The organism is Clostridia bacterium (assembly GCA_017394805.1).
In the GTDB taxonomy this organism is placed as follows: Bacteria; Bacillota; Clostridia; order Christensenellales; family CAG-1252; genus RUG14300.
Genome location: JAFPXC010000028.1, coordinates 65,294 through 88,581 on the forward strand (window position 1 = coordinate 65,294; position 23,288 = coordinate 88,581).

7 protein-coding genes and 1 rRNA gene (1 of these 8 cut by a window edge) are annotated in these 23,288 nt (G+C 57.0%); 4 read left to right on the forward strand and 4 right to left on the reverse strand.

Annotated elements, in window-relative coordinates:
• A protein-coding gene (locus II896_07265; protein MBQ4444435.1) for a hypothetical protein crosses the window boundary here: on the reverse strand, positions 1-18,273 show its 5' portion. 13,323 nt of this gene lie to the left of the window's left edge; 18,273 of the gene's 31,596 nt are visible here — the first part of the coding sequence; it begins with the start codon at positions 18,271-18,273; the stop codon falls past the left edge of the window.
• Positions 18,274-18,641: 368 nt separating this feature from the next.
• Between II896_07265 and II896_07270 the strand changes: the two genes are divergently transcribed.
• Entirely contained in the window at positions 18,642-18,899 is a 258-nt protein-coding gene (locus II896_07270; protein ID MBQ4444436.1) for a sporulation transcriptional regulator SpoIIID, read from the forward strand.
• 221 nt (positions 18,900-19,120) lie between these two features.
• Here the strand turns inward: II896_07270 and II896_07275 are convergent, their stop codons facing one another.
• Both II896_07275 and II896_07280 read right to left on the reverse strand, forming a co-directional pair.
• Positions 19,121-19,852, reverse strand: coding sequence for a tRNA 2-thiocytidine(32) synthetase TtcA (locus II896_07275; GenBank protein ID MBQ4444437.1), 732 nt, complete (start codon positions 19,850-19,852; stop codon positions 19,121-19,123).
• A gap of 356 nt (positions 19,853-20,208) precedes the next feature.
• A complete protein-coding gene (locus II896_07280) occupies positions 20,209-20,943 on the reverse strand; it encodes a hypothetical protein (GenBank protein MBQ4444438.1) in 735 nt (244 codons plus the stop codon).
• A gap of 362 nt (positions 20,944-21,305) precedes the next feature.
• On the opposite strand from II896_07280, the gene II896_07285 reads away from it, so the two are divergent.
• From II896_07285 to II896_07295, 3 genes are all read left to right on the forward strand, one after another.
• Entirely contained in the window at positions 21,306-21,833 is a 528-nt protein-coding gene (locus II896_07285) for a DUF4364 family protein (protein MBQ4444439.1), read from the forward strand.
• A gap of 153 nt (positions 21,834-21,986) precedes the next feature.
• The gene (locus II896_07290; protein MBQ4444440.1) at positions 21,987-22,208 is read left to right on the forward strand and encodes a helix-turn-helix transcriptional regulator; all 222 of its coding nucleotides are present in this window, start codon (positions 21,987-21,989) and stop codon (positions 22,206-22,208) included.
• A 171-nt stretch (positions 22,209-22,379) separates the two neighbouring features.
• Entirely contained in the window at positions 22,380-22,922 is a 543-nt protein-coding gene (locus II896_07295; GenBank protein MBQ4444441.1) for an NUDIX hydrolase, read from the forward strand.
• Positions 22,923-23,153: 231 nt separating this feature from the next.
• Here II896_07295 and rrf read toward each other — a convergent pair.
• Positions 23,154-23,270, reverse strand: a 5S ribosomal RNA gene (rrf, locus tag II896_07300).
• Positions 23,271-23,288 lie beyond the last annotated feature (18 nt).

Here is a 23,288-nt window from a genome sequence, read left to right on the forward strand (position 1 = left end):
TTCGGTGGTGGGTGCGGCGAACTTACCGAGCAGGTCGGTGTTCATCGTATCGTAGTTGAGGACCAAATCCAACGCCGCGTGGAAGGTGATTTCGTTGGTGCTCCACTCGGTGTACTCGGACAAATCCATACCCAAAACCGCGTCGGTGAAGCCCAAGTGCGTGTAACTGTACTCCTCGGCCATGTGGTAGGGGCCGCCCGTGCCGTAGACTTGGCGACCGTTGATGACGGTGTACTCGCCGCCGTCGTCCTCGGTGCGGTACTTCTTGGGCAGGCTCAAGCCCAGCTCGATGGTGTGGAGCCTGAGGTCGAAGCCCACGAATTGCTTGTTGACGCCCGCTTCGGTAAGCTCGGCGCCGTAGAGGACTTCGCCCTCGGCGACGGACAAGGTGACCGACGTGAGAGAGGCGAAGGACGTGAGCGCGGCGTGCTCGACGTACATCAACTCGCCTTGGTAGCCCAAGCGCTCGGTGACGAGGTCGCTACCCACCTGCATGGTAATGGTGGGATAGTACGCCATAAGATCCAACGCGCCCGAGACGCCCAACCCGTCGAAGGTGACGGTCGCCGCCCCTGCCTTGATGGACTGGAATACGTAGCGGTTGAAATAGAGACGGTTGCCCTCGACGCGATAGGCAAAAGTGCCGTCGCCCTCGGTGAGGGTGAGCGTGCGCGTCGTGACCGCGTAGGACACGGGCATCTTGCCGTCGGCGTAGATGAGGCTACGCATCGTGTCGGTGGGTACCGCGTAGTTGGCTGCGCCCGCGGCCAACGTGACGTTGGCGGTGTAGGCGGTGCCGTCTGCGTAATTGGCGGCGATGGTCCAAACGCCCGCGGGCAGATTGGCCACGGCGTTGTCGGTGAGGGAGACCGCCGTATCCGTAACTTTGACGGTGGCGAAGTTGACGGCGTTCTTGTACAGAGCGTTGCCGTCCTTGTTTACGTCGTCGGCGGGCGTGTACTCGGACGTCTTGCCGAACGAGAGGGACAACGCGCCGTCCAAGAGGTCGATATCCACGTCCAGATAGTCGATATCCACGGACAACTCGAAATCGGTGAGCATACCGACGGCCTTGCCGATGAAGTCGGAGGCAAGCTGAATGCCCAACTTACCTTGGCCGAAGGTGACGGCCTGCATCATGCCCAAAACACCCGCTACCGAGAAGCCCGTACCCGCCTCGGCGGTGGCGTTGGCGATAGAGGTGGGCGTGTTGGCGGCGTAGGCCGCGACGCGGTCGGGTGCCAAGCCCCAATACTCCAAGGAGCGCTCGACGGGAATGAACATAGTGGGCACGGCGAAGTTGGGGAAGATGAAGGGGTTGACGTTGAAGTAGACCCTGTCTCCGTCGTAGTAGATGGTGAGCACCTCGGCCCAATCGCCCGCGGCGCCGATGACTTGGTCGCCGATGGTGGTGTTGTACACGAAACGCTTGATCTTGAGATAGACCTGCACGTCGGACAAGGCGAAGTTGGCAAAGTCCAAGGTCTTGAGGTTGACGCGGACTTCGGCTTGGTACTTGCCGTTCATCTCGTAGGCGGAAAGGCCCAAGTTGACGAACAGACTGCCGAGATAGGCAGAGAGGTTGTCGCCCAAGCCCAAGACCGAGCCGCCCACATTGTAGACGCTGTCCAAATTGGCGATATCGTTGTCGCTGACGTTGAGGTCAAGGTCCAGAGTAAGCGCCAAATAGAGACTGTTGAGGTCGGACAAGACGTCAAGGTAGGCGCCGTCGTCTATGCGGGTGACGCCCGTGGTGTCGTCCAAGACCTTGGAAGGCTTGGTGGTGACGACGCCCGTCGTCTCGTCCACGACTACGGTGTCGGAGACCTTGTCGAGCATATTGAACGCCGACCAATCCTCGCCCTCTTTGAGCAAGGAAATGCTGTAATTGTTGAGTTTGATGCCCAAATCCAAATTGCTGAGGTCGAGGTCGAGACCGGCGGACAGGAACACGCCCTTGTAGAAGTAGCCCTCGGTGAGGACGGTAGTACCCTCGTACAAGGTGAAGGCATACTTGTCGGTGTCGATATCGGCCACGGCACCCTTGACCAAGAAGGTGAGGACGTTGCCGTCGATGCGGACGTATTCGTTGAGGTCGGAGGAAGAGACGGTGATCTCGTTGCCCGTGCGTGCGGCGCGCAAGACCAATTTGTCCGCCGCGGCAAGAGAAGCGCCGGCGGTGAAGGACAAGTTGCCGTTGACCTGTTTCAATCCGTAGGTGAAGGCCTCGTTGACCGCGTTCTCGTAGGTGGGACGATTGATCTCGACCAGCGAAGTCTGCAACTCGACGTGCGCCTCGGCGCCGCCTACGTTGTAGAAGCCGAAGTTGAGACCGAGCAACTCGTCCAAGACCATGAGGAAGTCGCCGCCCATGGTGACGCCCGCGTAGTCCTTGGTGAGACGGATGCTGTTGATGATGGACGTGACGCTGCCCACGATATTCTCGGCACCCGAGAAGTTGAGGTAGAACTTGCCGCCGACCTTGGTGACGATGGCAAGACTGCCGCCCGAAGTGGTGAGAGTGACCGTGTAGTACACGCCGCCCGCATCCTCGTTGAGCGCGCGCACGCGTTCATTATTAAGAAGCATGATGGACGTGACGCCGTCGGCGGTGGTAATGTCGAAGTACTCGCCCCACGCCTCGGCGTCGTTGAGGACGATGCGCGTGGGCACGCTACCCGCTTCGCCCCATACGTTCATATTCTCGATGACGATGGATTGAATGGCTCTGCCCTTGAGGTCCACCTTGAACGGCATATTGGGCTTGGCCTCGGAAGGCTCGAGATAGAAGTTCATTCTGCCCGAAGTGACGCTCTGCGGCTTGGGATTGGACGCGCTCGTAGACAGCTCGGCCGCCTGTTGATTGTCGGCGGCGGAAGCGATACGACCGTCGCCCACCAAGGACAAGACGTCCACCTTGACCGAAGGCGTGGCCGCGAAGATACCGAAGTCAACGTAGAGCCAACCGTCCTCTAAGTAGGCGGACACGATCAACTCGTCGTAGGTGGTGCCGGCGACCGTGGTCTTCTTGACGATTTCGACGAGCAACTTGCTACGCTTGATGACGTTGGAAATATTGACGTTGGCAATGCCGTTCTCGAAGATGGAGGCAAGGCTGACGTTGGCCATAAGGTTGAGCTCGAAGACGTCGTTGGTCTCGGCGGTGAGCAACTTGAAGTCCACGTTTTCGCCGACTATCGTGCTGATGATGCCCGACAGATCCCAAGAACCGTCCTGAATGGCCTTGATGTCCAACTCACCCGCGAGAGAAATGGCGATATTATCCTCGAACGTGAGCCGCTTGAAGTAGGGCAAAGCCGCGGCGACTTCGTCGTCCAAGGTGATGATTTCCTTGGACAGTTTGACGCCGACGTTGCCGATATTGATGCGAATGAAGGGACCTTGTTGGGTAACGGCGGAACCGTCGTCCAAGCCTGCCTGCAAGCTGACGCCCAAGCCGTCGAAGGCACTCATACGAATGCCGACCGAAAGGACGCTGACGCCCTTCATCGCGTCGAGATCCAAGGTGAAGCCGAGGCTGTTGATGACGGCGGCGACCAACGAGGCGTTGACGTAGACCTCGAAGCCTTTTTCGTGCGACAAGCGCACGGTGTCGATAGCGCCCAGAATCGCCTTGATGGTATAGCCCGAATCCGAGAACAACTTCTTGGAATCCTCGGCGGCGGCGCAAGACTTATCCGTGCAATAGGGGCACGAATCGTAGCAACTGCCGCGCTTGACGCAGGTGGGATCGTAGCAACCGCAACGCAAAGCGTTGGCCTTGTTGCCCTCGGGACGGTGGCAGGCGGCGCTGTCCGTGCAATAGGGACAGCCGTACACGCAACTGCCGCGCGCTATGCAGGCCTTTTGCTCGCAACCGCAGGGAAGTACGGTAACGACGGGCGCATCACCGCCGGGGGCGGGCGCTACCTCGTCGTGACAATGGCAAGCGCATTCGGCGCCGCAAAGCAAACGACCGTCGCGGTCGCGGCAAGTGACCAAGTTGCCCTCGCCGTCCACGTAGGTACCGGCGGCTACGCATTGGTCGCAAGAGCAACCGCACACCAAGCGAGCGCAAGAGCAACCGCAATCCTCGCCGTCGCAAATGCGCGTGCCGTCGGCGGCGTAGCAACTGCCGTTGGCATTGCACAATACGTTGCCGCAACCGCAAGGCAAAGTCTCCTTGCTGAAGAGACTGTTGAGGTCAAGGCCGACGTACTTGATTTGATGGATATTCATAACGGGCAAATCCACGTAGACGGTGGGGCCTTCGGCGGCCAAGCCGTCGTAGTAGATATAGCCCAAACGGCGCTGTACCGTGCCGTTGGTGGCACCGCCTTCGGTGACGGTGAGGAAGACCTGCGACGTGTTGATATTGTCGAGGTCTACGCTGCCCTTGACGTCCAAAGTGAACACCATATCGGGCTTGAAGGAGACCGTGTCCATGCCGAAGACCGCATCCAGGGAGGGAAGAATGGCCCGCAAGATCTCGGTGAGGTCGAGGTGATAGGGATAGCTCTCCTGCTGTACGCCCTCGACGACGAAGGTGCCTGCGGACTCCACGATCTCCACGCTGACGCTGAAGGTGATGCGCTTGAAGCCGGACAGCGATTGATAGTCGGAGGTGTCGGCGTAGACGGGATCTACCTCGGGTGTGGCGGGATCGTCCACAATCTCTTTGCGGGTGGCGGTGTCTACGGCCAAGAAGTCGATGGCGTGCTTGCCCGTCTTGAGATTGAGGTTGTTGAGGGTGAGGTCGATGGTGTTACGATTGGTGGGATCGTTCCAATCGTCGCCCTTGTTGTAGTAGAAGATGGCTACCTTGAGCCCAAGGTTCTGCACGAATGCGGCAGGTACGAGCTCGTGGTTTTCGTTCAACTTGAAGAAGTCGAACTGAATGTCGATGCCGCCGCCCGGCGTGTTCTCCTCGAGAATGTCCTCGCCGACGATAAGTTCGAAGAGGTTGCGAATGAGCAACTTGTTGGTGACGACGTGAATGCCGCGACGCGAGAAGGTGAACTCGTCCACGATATCCGTGATAAGCGCGGCGTAGTGGGTACGGCAACTGCCGTCGCATTGCTCGCAATCCTGGGTGCAGATATGCTCGTGCACGTGCGCGGGATCGGTGCAACCGCAAACGAGGTGTCCGATCGTACAACGGCAGGACTTCGCACCGCAGAGGAACTCCGCGTGGTCGGCGCCGCCCTCGCCCTCGCAATAGCAGACGTAGTCGATCACGTTGCCGTAGGCGTCCTTGACGACCTCTTTGACGCAAGTGCCGTGATCTACGCACTCGGGGTTGGTGCAACCGCAAGCCAAGGCCTTGTGGCAGGCGCAACACTCGGTATCCCTGCCGCGGCAATACATACCGTCGGGACCGCAAGCGGTGATATAGTCACCCGTGGCAACGGCGTATTCCAAGCAATAGGGATCGGTGCAACCGCAAGCCAAACACACGCAATCGCACCCGGCGTCCTCGCACAACTTGACCCAAGTGGTGCCGATCCGCCTCCAGCAACTGCCGTTGGCGACGCAAGCGGGATGGGTGCATCCGCAAGCCAGCTCGACGGGCTCGGCGGGCGTCTCTTCGGTGGGCGTTTCCTCTTCCTGCGGCTTGTTGAGCCCCGCGATGATGCCGCCCAGACTGCCCAACTTGAGGTTGAGCGCCGTCTTGATATTGTACAAGCCGATCATGGGCGCGTCGATATAGATGGCGTTGTCCGCGCCGACGTAGTACGCGCGCAAGAACAGGACGCGCATCGCTTCGTCGTCGGCCATGCCCTCGATGTACTTGCCGTATTCGGTCATATACACCTTGACCATCAAATCGCTCTCGCCCAACTCTTTGAGGTTGATATTGGCGGCCAATTCGATTTCCAAACTGACCTTCATACCGTTCTCGATCTCCAACTTGATGGTGTCGTTGACGAGGTATTTGAGGGCTTCGGACAGGTTGAGTTCGCCGTCCTTGAAGTCCACGTTGAGGCTGAGGCTACCGCCGAAATAGAGGTATTCGAGTATGAGTTCCTCACCTTTGGGCATACCGAAGTCGAGAAGCGTGGTGTACTCGGTGACCGTCTGCGTGCGCTCGGGACGAATGTCGCTGTCGCCCAACTTGACCGAGTCGATGGATAAGTCGATATGCACGTAGCCCGTATGTTGGGCAACCACCAAGCCGCCGTCCAACTCCTCGGCGAACAATTCCATATTGACGCGCACGAAGCGGTTGGAAAGGCTGACGCCCACGAAGCTGGGATACTCGGGCTCGTCGCGCAAGGTGAAGGGAAGCTCGATGTCGAACTTGGCGAGGAACGCGTCCAAAACCTTGGGCAGTAAGTCTTTGTTGAGTACGATATAGAGGCCTTGTTGTTGGAAGGTGCCCGTGGTGTAGGAACCGTCCGCCCACAAGACGTAGTCGATGATGGAGCCGGCGAGCTTGGTGTACTTGGTCCAAGCGGCACTCTCCGCGTCGGCGGCCATGGCGGCCTCGGCGTCGGTGCCGAAGACGGAATCCACCAAGGTCTGGAGATTGACGCCCGTGATGAGCAACTTGTCAATCTCGAGCCAAGGCAGGTCGACGTACAATTCGCCGCGCAGAACGTCCGCGTAGATGCCCGCGAAGAGGTGGCGCGTGGCCTCGCCCTGCTCGCGGTAGTAGACGTCCAGCACGAATTCGCTGCTGTAAATGTTGACCAAGCCTATCTTGGCGCGGAAGTCTATGTCGAACACGCCGCGCATATCCGCGAAGGACACGGGTACGTTGACGTCGTGAACGATGCTGTTGAGAAGACCGCCCCAATTGTACTTGCCGTCGTCAAGGTCGAAGTCGATGACGCCCGAAGCGTTGACATAGACGTGGTCGTACTCCGCAGTGCTGTTGAAGCGAGCGCCGTCGAAGGGAATGGTCTGCTTGGTGCCGCGCACGTCGTAGTCGTGCAAGGCCAAACGGAGATAGGGATAGGGCGCGGTTTCGTCCGCCAAAGCGGCGCCCTTCTTCTCCAACGAAACGCCCAATTCCACGCGGCGACCGATGAGGTCGACGGACGCGTATACCTCGTGCAAGGCGGCCACCAAGGCCTCCTCGTTAAGCATATCGAGTCCCAACGTGGACAACGCGTTCTTGTTGAGGAAAACGGACAAGACGCCCGTGTTGGAGACGCTGACCGTGTCTATCCAACGCGTGACCATCGTGAGGATATCCGTGCCGCCCTCGGCGTCGTCGGCCATGGCGGTGGCGGGCGCACGGGAGGCTAAGCCGATAAGCTCGTAGATCTTGGTCTGCAAGTCGGCGAAGTCGGCCAAGGCCTCGGCGCTGACGCCCAAACGACCGAGTATCTCGTACAGATCCATATCGAGCGCGATATTGAGACCGCTGTCCAATATGGGTGCGGCGACGTATAAAGTGCCCGCGCCGTTGTAGAAGAGGGTGATAAGCTCGCCCTTCTCGTCGGCGAAGTAGAGATAGATCTCGGACTTGAGAATATCCGACAAGCACAGGTTGACGGACAAAGTGACGCTGAAGTCTTTGGCAACGTCGCTTTGAATGACGACGGGGATCTCCTCGCCGCCGAAGACGGTTTCGTCCAAAATGCGCGTGATGACGTAGTCGGCGGGATTGACGCCGTCGCCCAAAGAGGATTGATTGAGCAGATAGGACAAATCCAACGTGACCGAAGCGTACAGGTACTCCAAGTTGTCCAAATAGGCGTAGTCGGCGGTATCGGTGACCGTCTTGGACAAGGTGCCGCCCAACTTGAGCACGGGCTTGTCGATGGCTACGTTGAGGTAGCTGTTGCTACCGTACACGTCCTTGGCCTCGAGGGAGACGTCCAGCAACTTGTCGCCGCCGCTCAATACGGCGGAAAGGCTGATGGTGGTATCCAACTCGTAGCCGAACTTGTGCATGACGTACTTGATGAACTCTTTGGTGGCGCGCACCATGATCTCGTTGCCGCCGAAGATGAGCTCCAACGACTCGTTGCGGTCGAGCGGCTCGGCGGCGGCCGCGGTGGCCGACTCGTCTTTGCCGAAGATCATATCCACGATATCGTTGATGCTGAGCGCCATGGCGATCTTGGGCAAGCCGATGCCCGTGAGATCGAGGTAGAGGTAGTTGCTGGTATAGTACAACTCGGCAACCATGCTGTCCACGCCGTCCAAGGAGCGTTCGATGGACATATAGACGGTAAGCTCGCTGACCAAGGCGCTGATAAACTCGTTGGCGGTGAGGTTGCCCGTGGTGAGACGGCTCAACTTGCCCGCGTCCATACCGAGGTTGGCCTCCAGGTTGAACTTGAGTGAACGATCCATCTCGTCCATGTGCAACTTGGCCGTGCTCTCGCCCAAACGGTTGAACAGGTCGTTGAAGATATTTTCCTCTTCCAACGAGGTGGCCAAACGGTTGAGCTCGATGGTGCTACCCTCCGATTGCAGGGAAATGGAGCCGGACAAGCCGAAGTGGAGCATCTTGGACTCGGAAATGGTGCGGTATTGACCGATGGGTACCTCGTGATTGAGTTTGCCGTCGAAATCGAGGGTGGGTTTGTAGAGAATGAGGTTGATATACTCGTCCTTTTCGGTAAGGGCCTCCAACCGCGCCTTGACGGCGAGATAGGCAGTCTCTTCCTCAGCGGTCATGGTCTGGTCGGCCATGGCGGCGTAGGTAGACTTGACGGCGTTCCACAAATAGGTCGTGGCCGTACGAACGTCGAACGCGCGCATAAAGGCAAGGACGTCCGCCCATACGGCGGCGGCATCGGCGTCGGCAAAGGTAAGCGCCTCGGCGTCGGTCAACACGGCGGCATAGGCCGCGGAATTGCCGTCGTCGGCGAAGACCTGCAACTTGGCCTCGACGAACTTGTCGTAGGTGGTGGTGATGGTCTCCAGCCCCGAAGTGCGTTCGAATTCACGGCGATTCATCTCGAAGGTCTCGTCGTCCAAGAGGAAATTGTACACGGCGACGAAGCTCTCGGCCACGTCCACCAAATCCATATCCAACTCAAAGCCCGCGAGCGCGATGGCCGAACGGAGAACGTCCGCCGCCATGTTGACCACGATCTTGTCGGGCGCGATGGTGAGACCGGTAAACAGGTTGAAGATGGCGGAGAGGTTGAGTCCCTCGCCCTCGCCCGCTTCGGCTACGTCGGAAGAGCCCTCGAAGAGAGAGGCAAAGCGCGCGTTGATGAAACTGGTGAAATCAATCTCGTTGATTTTGAGTTTGAGGTCGAAATAGGGAAGGTTGACGTACAATGCGCCGCCGCCCGCTTCGGAACCCAAATAGGCGACGCTGAGAATGAGGTCGCCGATTTGGACGCGGTCATACCCCGTGACGGGATTGGCGGGCAAATTGGAAAGGCTGTACACCTGCAACAATACGTCGCTGCCGCCCAAGTCGAGGTTGAAGGGCAAGCCGGAATTTTGGTCGAAGTGCAGGTTGGTCTGCAAGTCCACCAAGACGTGCGCCTTGACCGAGTCGTCAAGCCAAATACCAAATGGTATTTGGTCGATGGCGACCGTCCAGTCGGCGGTGCTCTCGCCGAGCATATCGCGAAGAGCGGGCCCGACGATGTTGCTCAAAGGAATGGCGGTGCCTTGCTCGGCGTTGATATCCAACTCCATCTGCATATTGAAGTTGAGATACTCGACGTTGGTCTGGTACTGCGAAGGGAAGTTGATGTGGACGTCGCCGAAGTCCAGATTGACCTTGTTGACGCCGATGGCGAGCGAGGTGCGATCGTTGAGAACGACCGAGGCGCCCACGTTGAGACCGCCGTCCGTGCTGAGCGACAAGGACAGCGAGCCGCCCTTGCGGTTGACGGCGAAGTAGCGGCCATACCAGTCGGGCGACGCGTAGTCGGCGACCAAGGTCTTGACGAGCGTCGTGCCCGCGTACAATTCGACGGAAGTGATGTCCAACTCGTCGAGATCGATGGAATCGATGGTATAGGACTCTACGCCCTTGACCATCTCGAACGAAGTCTTGGTGCCGTCGGTGAAAGTGAGTTCTACGTCGTAGGTGCCCACGGACAAGGCCGCGGCGCCGGGGGCCGCGTAGTTGAAGGCGATGGTCTTGGCTACGCCGTCCACCGTGAAGTAGTCGGCCATATCCTCAACGGTGGTGAGGGACGCGACCGCTTCGTCGTTCTTGAGAATGCGGAGAACGGACACGTTCTTGCTGCCCAAGTCATAATTATACGCGCGTGTAATCATCCGCTTGGTAAGTAGCGCGCTGTGCTCGACGGGTTGACCGCCGACTTCGCCCTTGACGACCGCGCGATAGGTGCCGTCCGCCAAGGCCGCGACCGCGTCGCTGTTTTTGAGGGTAATACCTTGCGCGATGGCGGGGAAGTAGTTTTGATAGCCCAAGAAGTTGAGCGCGGATTGCAATACGCTACCCGCGACGGACGCGGTGACGGAAATGGCACCCTCGTCGCCAGTCTCGGCCATATAGAGACTGATGACGCCCTTGAGGCTGTTCAACAGGGAAATGAAATCGAGATCCAAGCCGAAGCCCGTACCCGAAGAACCCGAATTGTTGCCGATATTGGAGAACAAGCCGCCCGCCACGTCGGCAAGGTTGACCTCCAACTGGAAGGGCGCGATACCGAAGATGGACTCGAGGTCGACGCCCAAAACGCCGCCCGCGTTGGTGCGCTTGTAGTACAAGGCGAGCATCTTGTCGTTCTTGCTGTTGCCGGTGGCGTCGTACAGGACGAAGTAGATCTGCAAGCCGTAGAGGCTGTCCATACCTTCGGCAAGGCTGAGCGCCGCTTCGACCGCAAGCACGTATTTGCCCTCCAGCACGTCGATGACGTCGATGGAGAAGGTGGTGTTGACGAACTCGGCCAAGATGCCCTTGAAGTCGATGGCGTTGGTGTCGGTGGGATCGTTGGTGGCGCCCACGGAGAAATCGAGCTCAGCCTCGAAGGAGAGGTTGACGTTCATACCTTCCATGCTGACGTAATCGCTCAACGCGCCGTAGAAGGCACCCTTGGTCGACATGGGATTGTCGTCGTAGATGGCCTTGGCCTGATGACGGAACTCCAGCGAAACGTCGCCTATGGCGACGTCTAAGCCCATATCCTCGCTGAACACGGCGCCCCAATGGAAGCCGATGCCGTGTTCGATGGACGTATGCACGCCCACGTGTTCGCCCGTCTTGGCAAGGGTGGTGAGACCGCCCAACTCGCCGATGGCGAGCAAGGTGGTGCACTCCGACACGGTGAGATCGACGCCCAAAAGCGCCATGGCGCGGGACAGTACCTGCGTGGAAAGACTCAAAGCAATGCCGCTATCGGACATATTGAGATTGCCGAGCAGTTTGAGCAAAGTCTCGGCGGTGAAGCCCTCGGCCTCGCCTGCGGCGGCCGTCTGACCGGCGGGCGTGAGCAGGCCCATCAAAATATCCTGCAAATCAAACGCGTTGGAGAGGGACATCTTGAGGTTGAGCGCGGGAATGTTGACGTAGATGACGTCGACGACGTTGCTGAGATAGTAAACGCCGACGACGGGCGTCTTGTCGACGGTGACGACGCCCTCGGCATCAACTTGCTCCTTGAGCTTGTTGACGGTGATCATCAACTCAAGATTCATATTGCGAATGATGTCGGAAACGACCTCTTGCAGGCTGGCGCTACCGAACTGCGCGTAGGTGAGGTTGGACAAATTCAACCCGCTGACGCCCAACTCGATGTCGGCGCCGTAGTACAGAGGATCGTCGGTATTGTTGAGGTCGGCGCGGAACAAAACCTTGAGCGCGTCGTTGTAGCTGGCCAATACCTCGTCGGTGACGTAGGGCACGCCCTCGGCGTCCAGCGTGGTGCTCTCGGTCATAGACGCGCGGAAGGTGAAGCCCGCGGACATATAGAGTTGATCGAGGTTGGAAAGGTCGGTGACCGTATCGCGCATGTGCTCGATTTCGTCCATATAGGGGGCGCGCGTGCCGAGGTCCTCGTCGTCCGCGACGAAGAAGACGCCGTAATCCTGCAAGCCCACGCTGAGATAGGACGAATTGCGCACATAGGGATTGCCCTCGGCGTCCACGTCGTCCTTTTGGTGCAAAATGACCAGAACGCCCGTATTGTCTGCGGAAACGTCCACGGTGACGCCCTGGATCATATCGCCGATGGTAGAGAAGACGCCCGAAACGTTGAGCAACTCCAACGCCAAGCCGATGACGCCCTTATCCAAGGACAAATGCATGCTGTCCTCGGAAACGTCCAAACCGACGAACGCCTCGTAAGCGTCGGCGGCGGGCGCTACGTTGGCTTGGCGCAAAATCTCGAGCAACAACTCGGAGATGCCCAAATCGTCGATACGTACGCCCCTATCGGCCTCCATGACCTTGCCGAGCATAACGTACAAAGACTCCTCTTGGACGTAGTTGCCCGAGGCGTCCTTGTGACGGTCTTTGCTGTTGTAGTAGAGAGTGATAAGACGGTCTTTGTCCGCCCATTGCGCGGGATTGATGCCGCTGTAGTAGAGACTTACCCACGCTTCCAAGCCCATGTCGGTAAAGTTGCCCATCCGCAAGTTGACCGCAACTTCCAAGCCGAGGTTGGCGACCATGGTATCGGTGTCGTTGCCGTAGAGGTCTTTGCCCGAAACCGTGAGCGTGAGGTGCTCGCCGTGCGCGTACTCGTCCAAAATGGCGTTGACGCGGTCGGCGTACTCGCTATCGATGACTACCTCAATGGCGGCCCTGGTCTCCAAGCCCACGTTGAGGTAGGTCCAATTGACGTAAGAATCGAGGTCGGCGGGCAGAATGTTCTCCTTGGCGAGGCTGACCGCGAAACCGCCCAAGCCGATGCCCAAGCGGAACGCCAAATCGTCCACGCCTTCCAACACGTCCACGCCCAACTCGATGGCCAGGCCATCCTCGTTGATGCCGAAGGCCACGTCGGCCTTGACGCTATTGATAAAATCGTCCAACCCGAGGCCTTTGAGCGTCTCGTCCAACGCGAGAAGCTCTAGCACCTTGGAGAGGAAGCCCGCCTTGGTGACCACGCCGATCATGCCGCGCGCACCGTCGACTTCCAACGCTTCGATGAGGTCGACGATGCCCCAAACGTCCAAAGCGCTACCCTCTTCGCCCGCCTCGGCTACCGCCTTGCGATGGCTGTAGTCGGCGTCCTGAATGAAGGTGATGCCCGAAAGAACGGGGGCAAGCATATCGAGAACGGTGGCGCCCAAGCCCAAATCCTTGACGTAGAAGTGCTTGGCGTCTTTGAGCAAATCGGTCTCGCCCATATCCACGTAGAGGACGTCCTCGGCCGTGACGCGCGAACCGACGTAGGTCTCGGCGTAGACGTAGGCAAGGCCCAAAACCTTGGTGTAAACGCCCGCGTCGCTAACCGAATAGAGGTTGACGACCACGTTGATCTCGTCCAAATGCTGCAAATCCAAATAGACGGACGCCTGCAAAACGTAGCGGGCGGTGAAGTCTAAATCCACGTAGACGGCCAAGCGCTCCAAGATGGACGCGACGTCCGCCGAGAGGAACTTTGCGGCAAGACCGGACAACGAAGGCGACACGTTGACGCCGTCGATAGTGCCGTCCACCGCGTCAATGGCACCCGTCATATCCAGGCCGACGGCCAAGGACAAGGTGACCTCGCTGAGCGTGAACAGACTGTCGTCATTGCCCGAAATGTCTACGAACTCGGCCTTGGGAATCTCCACGAAAGCGGCGGACTCCAAGTCCATATTGGCACCCGGCTGGAGAATAAGGCCGTTGATGGCCACGCTGACGTCCACGCCGGCGAGGCTGAGATTGACGGAAACGCCGCCCTGCGTGGTGAGACCGACGCCGACCGAAGTGAGGTAGGCGCCGAGATCGAGCCCCGCGAGGTCAATGCCCAAAAGCCCCATCACGTCGGCAAGCAACGCACCGCCCACGGCGATGGCGACGCCGTTCTCGTTGAAGCACAGGTCGATGAACTTGTTGGCCGTGGTGGCGTCTCCCGCCTCGGCGGCGGCCGCAACGGCGTCGTCATTGGAGAGCATATCCGCCAAGATAGCGGACAAATCCAACCCGCCGTAGCGCACGCTGCCCACGCCGAGCAAAGGCGCGGCGACGTACACCGCGTCGGCGACGCCGTCGTAGTAGAGCATCAACGCGTATCGGTCACCGCGGACGTATTCGCCGCTCCGCTCCTCCAACACGAACATTTTGAGAAGAATGTGCGCATCGCGAAGCATAGCGGGAACGCTGGCCGCAAGGTCGGACGTATCCAACGAATTGAGGTTGACGTCGGCCATGATGTCAAAGGACAAAGGAATGTCCAAATCCGACGTAACGCGGATGCCCGCGTCGATATTTTGATGGAGGAAGCCCGCGACGACGTCCTTGGCCAAAGCCTCGAGACTGCCCGCCTCGGTGCCGTCCTGACGGCCCACGTGAACGGTGACGTTGCCCGTGAGGGAAACCGCCATCTCTCCCAACGCGGACAAGTCGAAATCGGTGTAGGAATCGTCACCCGCGGGAATTTGCAAATCGGCAGGCTCGAAGGCGACGCCGATGGAGCCCAACCCAATCTCGATATAACCGCTGTCCGAACTGTCGATGGGATCCAAGAGTTTCAAGTGGAACATGAGACCCAACCCGTCCGTCCAATCAAGACGAATGGAAGGCACGATGCCGTCTAAGGACGTGCCGTCGTACAGCTCTACGCCCAGCACTTGCATGCCGATGACGTTGAGCAAGCGGTGAATGGTGGTGCGGGCAAAGCCCAAAACCAAGCCCTTGGAAGCACCGCTCTCGATGGTGACGCTCTCCAAGATGCCGATATTCTGCATGATGAGGTCGATGACGCTCGTCTGCCCTTCGGCGGCATCCTCGGCCAAGGCGACGGTGCTGCAATCGCAACCGCAATCGCAGGACAATACGCCGTCCTCGTAGCAACTGCCGCGCGCGATGCATTCCTCACAGTCGCAACCGCAAGCCAACTTGTTGACGAGCACGCGGAACTTGCCCAGACTGATGCCCACAGACTGCGAACCAACGACCTCGCCCATCGTGGCGTCGATGTAGAGGTAGTGACCGTCGAACCACAGGGTGACGAAGGTGCGGTCCTCGTTGAGGATCTCCACCTTGGCGGTGACGGCGGACATGATATCGGACAGATCCGACCAATTGAGATTGACGGAAAGGCGCACGGTCAAGCGTCCGCTGACGTTGTTGCCGCCGATGCCCTGCATCTTGACGTTGACGAGCAAGTCCTGCAACAGGGACGCGACGGAATTCTCGCTGACCTGCAAAACGGAAGACAAGGCCTCGGCGACGTCGCTGACGTCGTAGGTCTTGGACGCGAGGTCGTAATCTATGTACAGCTCGGTGTTGACGTGAATGGTCTCCAACGCGTCGATACCGGCGTATTCGGCGTAGTTGATGGCGGGGATGACCGCCGTGCGGGCAAGCCCCAAGTGCAAGTTGGACAACTCCAACTGCACGTACGGATTGGTAGCCGTGTCGCCCGTGGCGTCGAGCCCCAGATGAACGCCCACGGCCAAGCCGCCCTCGGTGCGGACGTACAACTTGGAATTCTCGTCCAGCTGGATCATGCCCGTGACGGCCTCGTTGGACCCCAAATCGACCACGTTGCGGAAGGCCTCGCTGTCGTGTCCCAAAATGGTGAACACGCCGTTGAGGACGTTGGTGGCCACGTAGACGGCCAACTCGTCGTCCACGAAGGTGACGCCGCCCATGACGGCACCCATCCACTTGACGACGGTGGACAAGTCGAACCCGCCCTCGGCCTCGCCGGCGGCGGCGGTGCTACCCGACAACATACCGTTGAGCATAGTCTCCAACGTAATGTCGTAACGGAACTTGGGCAAAACGCTCTTGCCGTGTACCTTGATGGCGGAAAGGTCGACGAAGACGGCGCCCACGCCGTTGTCGTCGTGCGCGTAGTACACGCTGATGAGGGGCGACTCGCCCGTGCCGTAGCGGTCTTTGTCGTAGATTTCCAACGCCAACTGCATATCGCGTACTTGCAAGGCGATGCCGTCGCCCGCCAAAATGCTACGGACGGAAATGGGCTCGAACTGCAAGTTGCCGGCGACATCGATGACGATGCCCTTGGAAACGTGGTCGCTGAAGCTCAGCACGGTGGCCAACTCACCCACGTAGTTGCGCAAAGTGCCCATGGCCGTGTTGAGGTCCAACGAAACGCCCGTGACGCCGTTTGCGGTGGTGACCGAGCCGCTGTCGAAGTCCACCGTGACGGTGGCGCCTACGGTCAACTCCTCCAAATCGTCCAAATCGGTGTACGAATCGGTGCGGGAAACGTTGACGAACTGCGGCGCGAAGCCGATGGCGAACGCGGGGATCTCGAAGGTGAGGACGGCGTCCTTGGCGAGGTAGCAATCAAGCCCCAGGCTGAAGCCGAACTTGCGCTTGCCGTTCTCGTTTTCGTTGACGAGCCCCAGACGAATCTGCACGCTGCGGAAGGCAAGGTCTTTGTCCACGTCGTAACTGCGATTCTCCAACGCCCGGGCAATGCCCGTGAGCATCTTGCCGTCGGCCATCATGGAGCCGACGATATCGAGGACGTTGACCAAGTCCGCACGGGACAAGGTGAGCACCAACTGCCCGTTCTCGTTGACCGAGCGCGAACGAATGAGCGCGGCGACCAAGGAAACGATATCGGGAATGGCGTTGATGTCGAACGTGAATCCGCCCGCGCCGTCGCCCGCAGGTGCGATGCGATAGGTGGAGGTGCGGAGAATGCTCTCGTAGGTCTGCGCCCAGGCCTCTTGGTCGAAGTCGCCCGCCTCGGCAAGACGCTGACCGAGCAAAGAGAGGATTTGGGGACTGAGGAAGGACGAGAGCAGGTTGTTGAGATTGAAGCGGTAGGACAAGCTGGGCAGGTCGAGACGGGACAGGTCCACGTACAAAGTCTCGCTGCTACCCAAGTATTCGACGACGGCTACGTCGCCCAAACGCCCCGCCGCGGCACCCGCGGTGGTGGACACCAAAAGAAGAATGCGGCTACGCTCGTTGTGTGCGAGGTCGATGGCCGTTTGCAAACGAAGTTGCAGGCCGATATTTCCCTCTCGGAGTTGCAATTTGGCCGAAACGAGGTTGTCGAGATTGTCGATGCCGGTAAGGGCCGTGAGCACGTCGCCGAAGGTGGCGCCCACGGTGGTATTCTTCTCGCTGCCGTTTTTGAACTCGGCGGAGACGGTGACGTCCAGATTGAGCAAACTGAACTGCTCGAAACGGGTGAAGTCGGGCATCTCGATGACCACCGCGTCGGGTTGGTCGCCGAAATACTCGGCGTTGAGCCCCAAGGTGAGGCCCGAAACGTTGTCGCCGTAGTTGTAGTGGAAGTCGGTGCGCTTGAAGACGCCGTTCTCCCTGGTGATGCTGAGACCGCAGTCGATGGCGTCGAGCTGTTTGCCGGCAATGGCAATGTCGGAGAAGGTCATGCCGAACAGGGAGACGAGAAGCTCGTCCACGTTGAAGGACGTCAAGGCGAAATCCAAGCCTTCCAACGCGACTAAGGCGGTGGTGATGAGGTTGTTGAGACCAAACTCGACGATCATCTTCTCGGAAACGACCGCGTCCTCGCCCACACCCGTGGTGGTGGTCTCCACGACGGCTTTGCTGAACAAAGCGCCGACGAGGTTGGGAAGTTGGGAAACGAGGCCCGAAACGACGGCGTTGTCGCTGTTTTGGGCACCGGCAATGAGTTCGCTGAGACCGTCGACGGAGCCGAACACCGTGGAAGCACCGGAGGCAAGTGCTTTGAGGATGGCGGCGAGGTCGATGCCCTCGATATAGACGTTGGCGCCCTTGTCGCCGGCGATATCCAAGTAGAACGTACCCGCATCATAGTACGCGCCTACTATCATATCTCCTTTGGTATCGGGCGAAGCCGAACGCACCTCGAACAACATATCCGAAAGGTCGTTGACGGTGGTGTTGTCCAAAGCGGGATCGGTGACGAAGCGCAGCTTGAGATTGACGTAGAAACTGCTGTTCTTGCCGCTCTTGGACTTGACCGTCAAATCATCCGTGACCAAATTGAGCACGAGATAATTGTTGGGCAAGGCAACGTCCAAAGACTTGCCGGCGAATTTGACGAGCGAGGACAGGACGCCGAACGCGTCCTTTTCGTCCAGCACTTCCGTGTCGACGTGCGAATCTTCGGTCTTTCCGCTCGGGTCTATGTGAACGGATTGATTTCGGTTGCAAGCCACCAATACGAATACGGTGGCCATGACGAGCAATAGCAGAATGACTATGATGTTGATGCGTTTTTTCATACTAACCTCCGTCTCCCCCTAAGGGGGAGAATGACTGCCATATTTTACAAGAAAAATCGGCGTGTGTCAATACGTACGCCCGAAATACTAAATTAAAATAATAAATATAGCGGTTTTGGGCGCTATACGCGCCAATATACGCCATTCGGGCGTATTTACGACGCGTGCTAGCACCAAAGGATACACCTGTACGGGGTAAAATCTAAAGGGCATCGAGCACGGAAATTCGAGCGAAATCGCTTTCGGTATAAGCACAAGTGAACTGTGGTATAAGAAATATCAAATACTTTTGCGCAAAGTCACGGACGCACCGAGCGCAAAATCGCGGGAAATGGCATAATTCGACACGGTGCGCCATAGGGTAAAGTATGAAAGAAGCCATACGGGAACGCACGTTGAAATGCGCAGAATACATCGTGGAAAACCGCGCCACTTTGCGGCAAGCCGCAAAAACGATAGGCGTAGGGAAATCGACCGTGCATACGGACATGAACAATCGTCTGCCGAAGTTGGACGTCGCGTTATATCGCGAAATATGCGGGATATTGAAGGAAAATCACGACACCAGACATATACGGGGCGGCGAAAGCACGCGAAAAAAGTATGAAAAAGCAAAAGGAAAGTGAAATCCAAAGTATTGCCTTGGGAGAAACTCGCGCGGTCGAACGGGTGAAATCCGCGTTGATATACGGGAGAAATCCGACGTCCGTAGGGTTGTGGTAAAATCAGACGTTTTGGCGAACAAAAAAAATGGAAGGTGCCTCTCTACTTAGGGGATTCCTCGAATTCCTCGGAATGACGTTGCCTTTCGGACGCGGGAGAACGACTGAACAGCGTTCTCAATCGCTCATTTTTCCTTCCGTTTCCAGAGGTGGTAGCGCTCGGGGTGTTCGATAGCCCGCACCATATTGTCCTTGGCGATGGAAATATCGCGCTGAATGTCGCGGACGAGGTCTTTCATCCGCTCGCGCGTGGTGTGGTGATCGGCGGGGCAAGGATTGTGCAAAACGGGCATTTGGCAGCGAGAAGCCACCCCACGTATATCGCTTTCGTAGACATACACCATAGGACGAATGACCGTGATGCCCGTGCGATCCATGAGGCTCTTGGGCTCGAACGTGCTGAGCCTGCCCTCATAGATGAAGGACATGAGCATGGTCTCCAAAACGTCGTCGGCGTGGTGCCCCAACGCCAACTTGTTGCACCCGATTTGATTGCAAGTGGTGCACAGAGCACCGCGGCGCATCTTGCTGCACAAACTGCACGCGTCCTCCCCTTTGCGCACGCCGAAGAGAATCTCGGCCAGTTGGGTGGGAACGGTGACCAAAGGAGTACCCTTGGCGGAGAAATAGTCGGCCAAAGCGACCTGCCCTTCTCTGTCTGCGTCGGCGAACCCCATATCCACGTGAATGGGGACGACCTCAAAATGCTTGGGATAGAACTGCGAAAGCCGCCAAAGGGACTCGAAAAGGACGAGACTGTCCTTGCCGCCCGAGACGCCGACCGCAACGCGGTCGCCCTCCTCTATCATATCGTAATCCTGCACGGCTTTGCGCACGGCGCCCAAAATCTTCTTCATAAGCGATACCTCAAAAAAATAATAGCACATACGCGAGGAGAATGCAAGAATACGCATAAAAAAACCGCCGACAAACGTCGGCGGGAATTTGGCAGGAGTAGTTGGAATCGAACCAACAATTTGGGAGTCAGAGGCCCACGTGTTGCCACTACACTATACTCCAACGCTACTGAGATTATACAACGATAATCGAAATAGTGCAATCATTTGCAAGCGTTTTTTGAAAAAAACTTCTTTTCGGCGGACGGCCCTACCTCGTTTTGCCGCACGACCGACGCGTAACCCACGCGGAAATCGAGACGCGCGAAGCCGAGAAAAAAGGCGAATTTCCCGTGCAATATCGCACTTTTTGACGCTTAGATGAGCATATAGTCGTTGAGGACGTTCTCCAATCGCTCGATGTGCTCGTGGCACTTTTTGGTGGCACCGAAGGCGTATTGAATGCCGAGCCACGAGGGAATGACCAACTTGGGCAGGTCGGACTCCAGCACTTCGCATAGCCCATCCACCAGGGAAATGAGCTTCTTGCGCTGGTCGACCGAAATGCGGTTGTCGCCCAACAATTCGGACCGAATGTCGCCGGCGACGGCGGCTACCTCGGCGATGACGGCGGGGTTGATGACGGCCACGGACGTGTCCTCGAATGGCTCTTCTTCCTCGGCGTTGGGCTTGGTGAGATAGACCTCTTTGAACGCCTCTTTGAAGGGAAGCAGCACGTCCTCGCAAAAGAGCGTGAACGCGTCGCGAATGTCGCAATCGTAGTAGACGGAGGAAAGCAGATTCTCCAAGCTTTGCTCGCCGATCATCACCTCGTAGAGCAATTTGGACACCACGGCGATGAGCGCGCGACGGGAATGCGGCAAGTTGAATTTGAAATGACCGTCCGCATCCTTGACAAGCACCTCGCGCAAGGTTTCCTCGTAGTTGATGCTGCGATAGCACTCGGAAATGCAACCGCGAATGGAATCGTTGAGCGCGATGAGCTTCATCAAATTGATGAGGGGCTTTTGGAGCATGATGAGATTGCTCTCGGCGATGCGATTGCAAGCGTGATCGAATAACGCGTAAGATTCCTCTTTGGACTTGTTCATACGACTCTCCTCTTCGCAACGCGCAAAGAAACATTGCGCTTTCGTCTCTATTATACCAAATAAGAATATATTTTGCAAGTAGGCGAACGACCTTTGTGCAGACAATCAAAGGCGAGAGCAGACAACACAATGCGATGGCTATGGAAAAAGATTGGCAGGTAATGCACGTTGGTCGAGATAGACAAGGGTAAGCGCAAAGAGAACGCGCCGCATGGGCGGAAACGCGGTCAAAGGATAGTGGCACGAAGCGGCGAAAAGCACAATATATAGTATTTTTATTAATTCCTATAAAATAGTATTCCCATATCTTGTCCAACGTGGTATAATAGTCGTATATCACGAAATGCAAAGGATAGAAGAGAATGGACGAACAATATCGGGAAGTACAGGATAAGTTGATCGTGCTATACGTCTTGGACAAGATGGAAATGCCCTTGGCGGAAGAGAGCGTGCTGTCGATTTGCGCCGATGCGAACGACTGGATGCCCTATATCAACTGTCAACACGCCTTGAACAGACTGACCGAGGCGAGCCTGGTGCATCGCAACGTCATGCAAAAGACCATCTACACCATCACGCCGTCGGGGCGGGATTGTTTGGCCAACTTCTATACGCGCATCCCTTTGTCTTTGCGCGAAGAAATCAACGACTTTATCTCCAAAGAGCGGTTGGCGTACAAGCGCAACCAAGAATTGTTCCGTGATTATTACAAAAACAAGGACGGCACGTACACCGTGCACCTTTGCATCTGCGAAATGGAGTCGGATACGCCTATGCTCGATATAAAAATGAGCGTTGATACGCGGAAATCGGCTAAATTCATCTACAACCATTGGGACGAGAAGGCGGCGAAGATATACGAATTGCTGTACGACAATCTTTTCGATTGACGCATCTTGTCGACGATTGGCACTATTAAGAAAATTTAAGCCATTTGCACATCGACAAACGTAAATATTCTTGCATTTTTATTCAAAATATTGTACTCTATAGATGGCTTAATCAAATATAATATTTGATTGCACTAACGTATGGAGTAGCTTATGGAAAACCAATTTGCCGAAAACTTGAAAGAATTACGCATGGAAAAAGGCTTGGGTCAAGCCCAATTAGCGCGCGCCATCGGCGTGAGCAACGGTATCGTGAGTTTGTGGGAAAACAAGAAACGCGAACCGACGATGGGTAGCTTGATCGCATTGGCGAAGTATTTCAACGTTTCGCTGGACTATATCACAGGATTGGAGCAACAAGAAAAGCGCAACTAAACGGGTGTATCGTACAATTAACACCGAAAAAAGACTTAACTGCAGCATAAACTGTGAGCGCGACTATCAGCCGCGCTTTTTTATGGGCAAACACGGCGCAACGCGACGAATCGACGGGCGAAAAGCGCGTTTTCGGTTGCATTCGGCGGGGAAACATAGTACAATGAAGGTATGAATACGGATATTGACGAAAAAACTTTACGAGAAAACAAGTTGTATGAAGGGCGAATCATCTCGCTATACGTGGACGACGTGCTGTTGCCCAACGGAGAGAAGGGCACGCGCGAATACGTGTCGCACCGTGGCGGCGCGGCCATTCTGCCCGTGGACGAAGACGGGAACGTGTACCTCGTGCGGCAATTCCGCTACCCCTATCGGGAGGAAATACTGGAAATACCGGCGGGGAAACTGGAAAAAGGGGAAGAATTTTACAGCACGGCAGTACGTGAATTGGAAGAAGAAACGGGCATGAAGGCGAGCAAAATGACCTTCCTCGGCGTGCTCTACCCTACCCCCGGTTACACCAACGAACACCTGTACGTGTATCTGGCCACCGAACTGACGAAAGGCAAAGCGCACCTCGACGAAGACGAATTCGTGGGCATCGTAAAGATGCCGTTCGACGAAGTGTGCGAGATGGTGATGAACAACCGCATAAAGGACGCGAAGACCTGCTACGCGGTGTTACGATATGCACTTGAGATGCATAAATAGCGAAATAACGCGGGTCGTACTAAATAATCATACAATACAATGTATCAATGTATACAAAATACCGAAGGACAAGACGTCCCTCGGTATTTTTGCAAAGCAATAGCGCGGCGATGCGTGGGAATATCGAGGATAGAGCGATAAAGATACTCCTTATTCAACGACGACCAAAGCCGCTAACGTGGATTTGAAATACGAAAAAGGTACTTGCCAAAAGCAAGTACCTTTTTTGGTATCCGGCAGCTACATACTCTCCCAGGACGTGTCCATCCAAGTACCATCTGCGTGAAGGGGCTTAACGACTGTGTTCGGTATGGGAACAGGTGGATCACCCTTGCTATCGCCACCGAGATTGGTTGAATGCTCGCA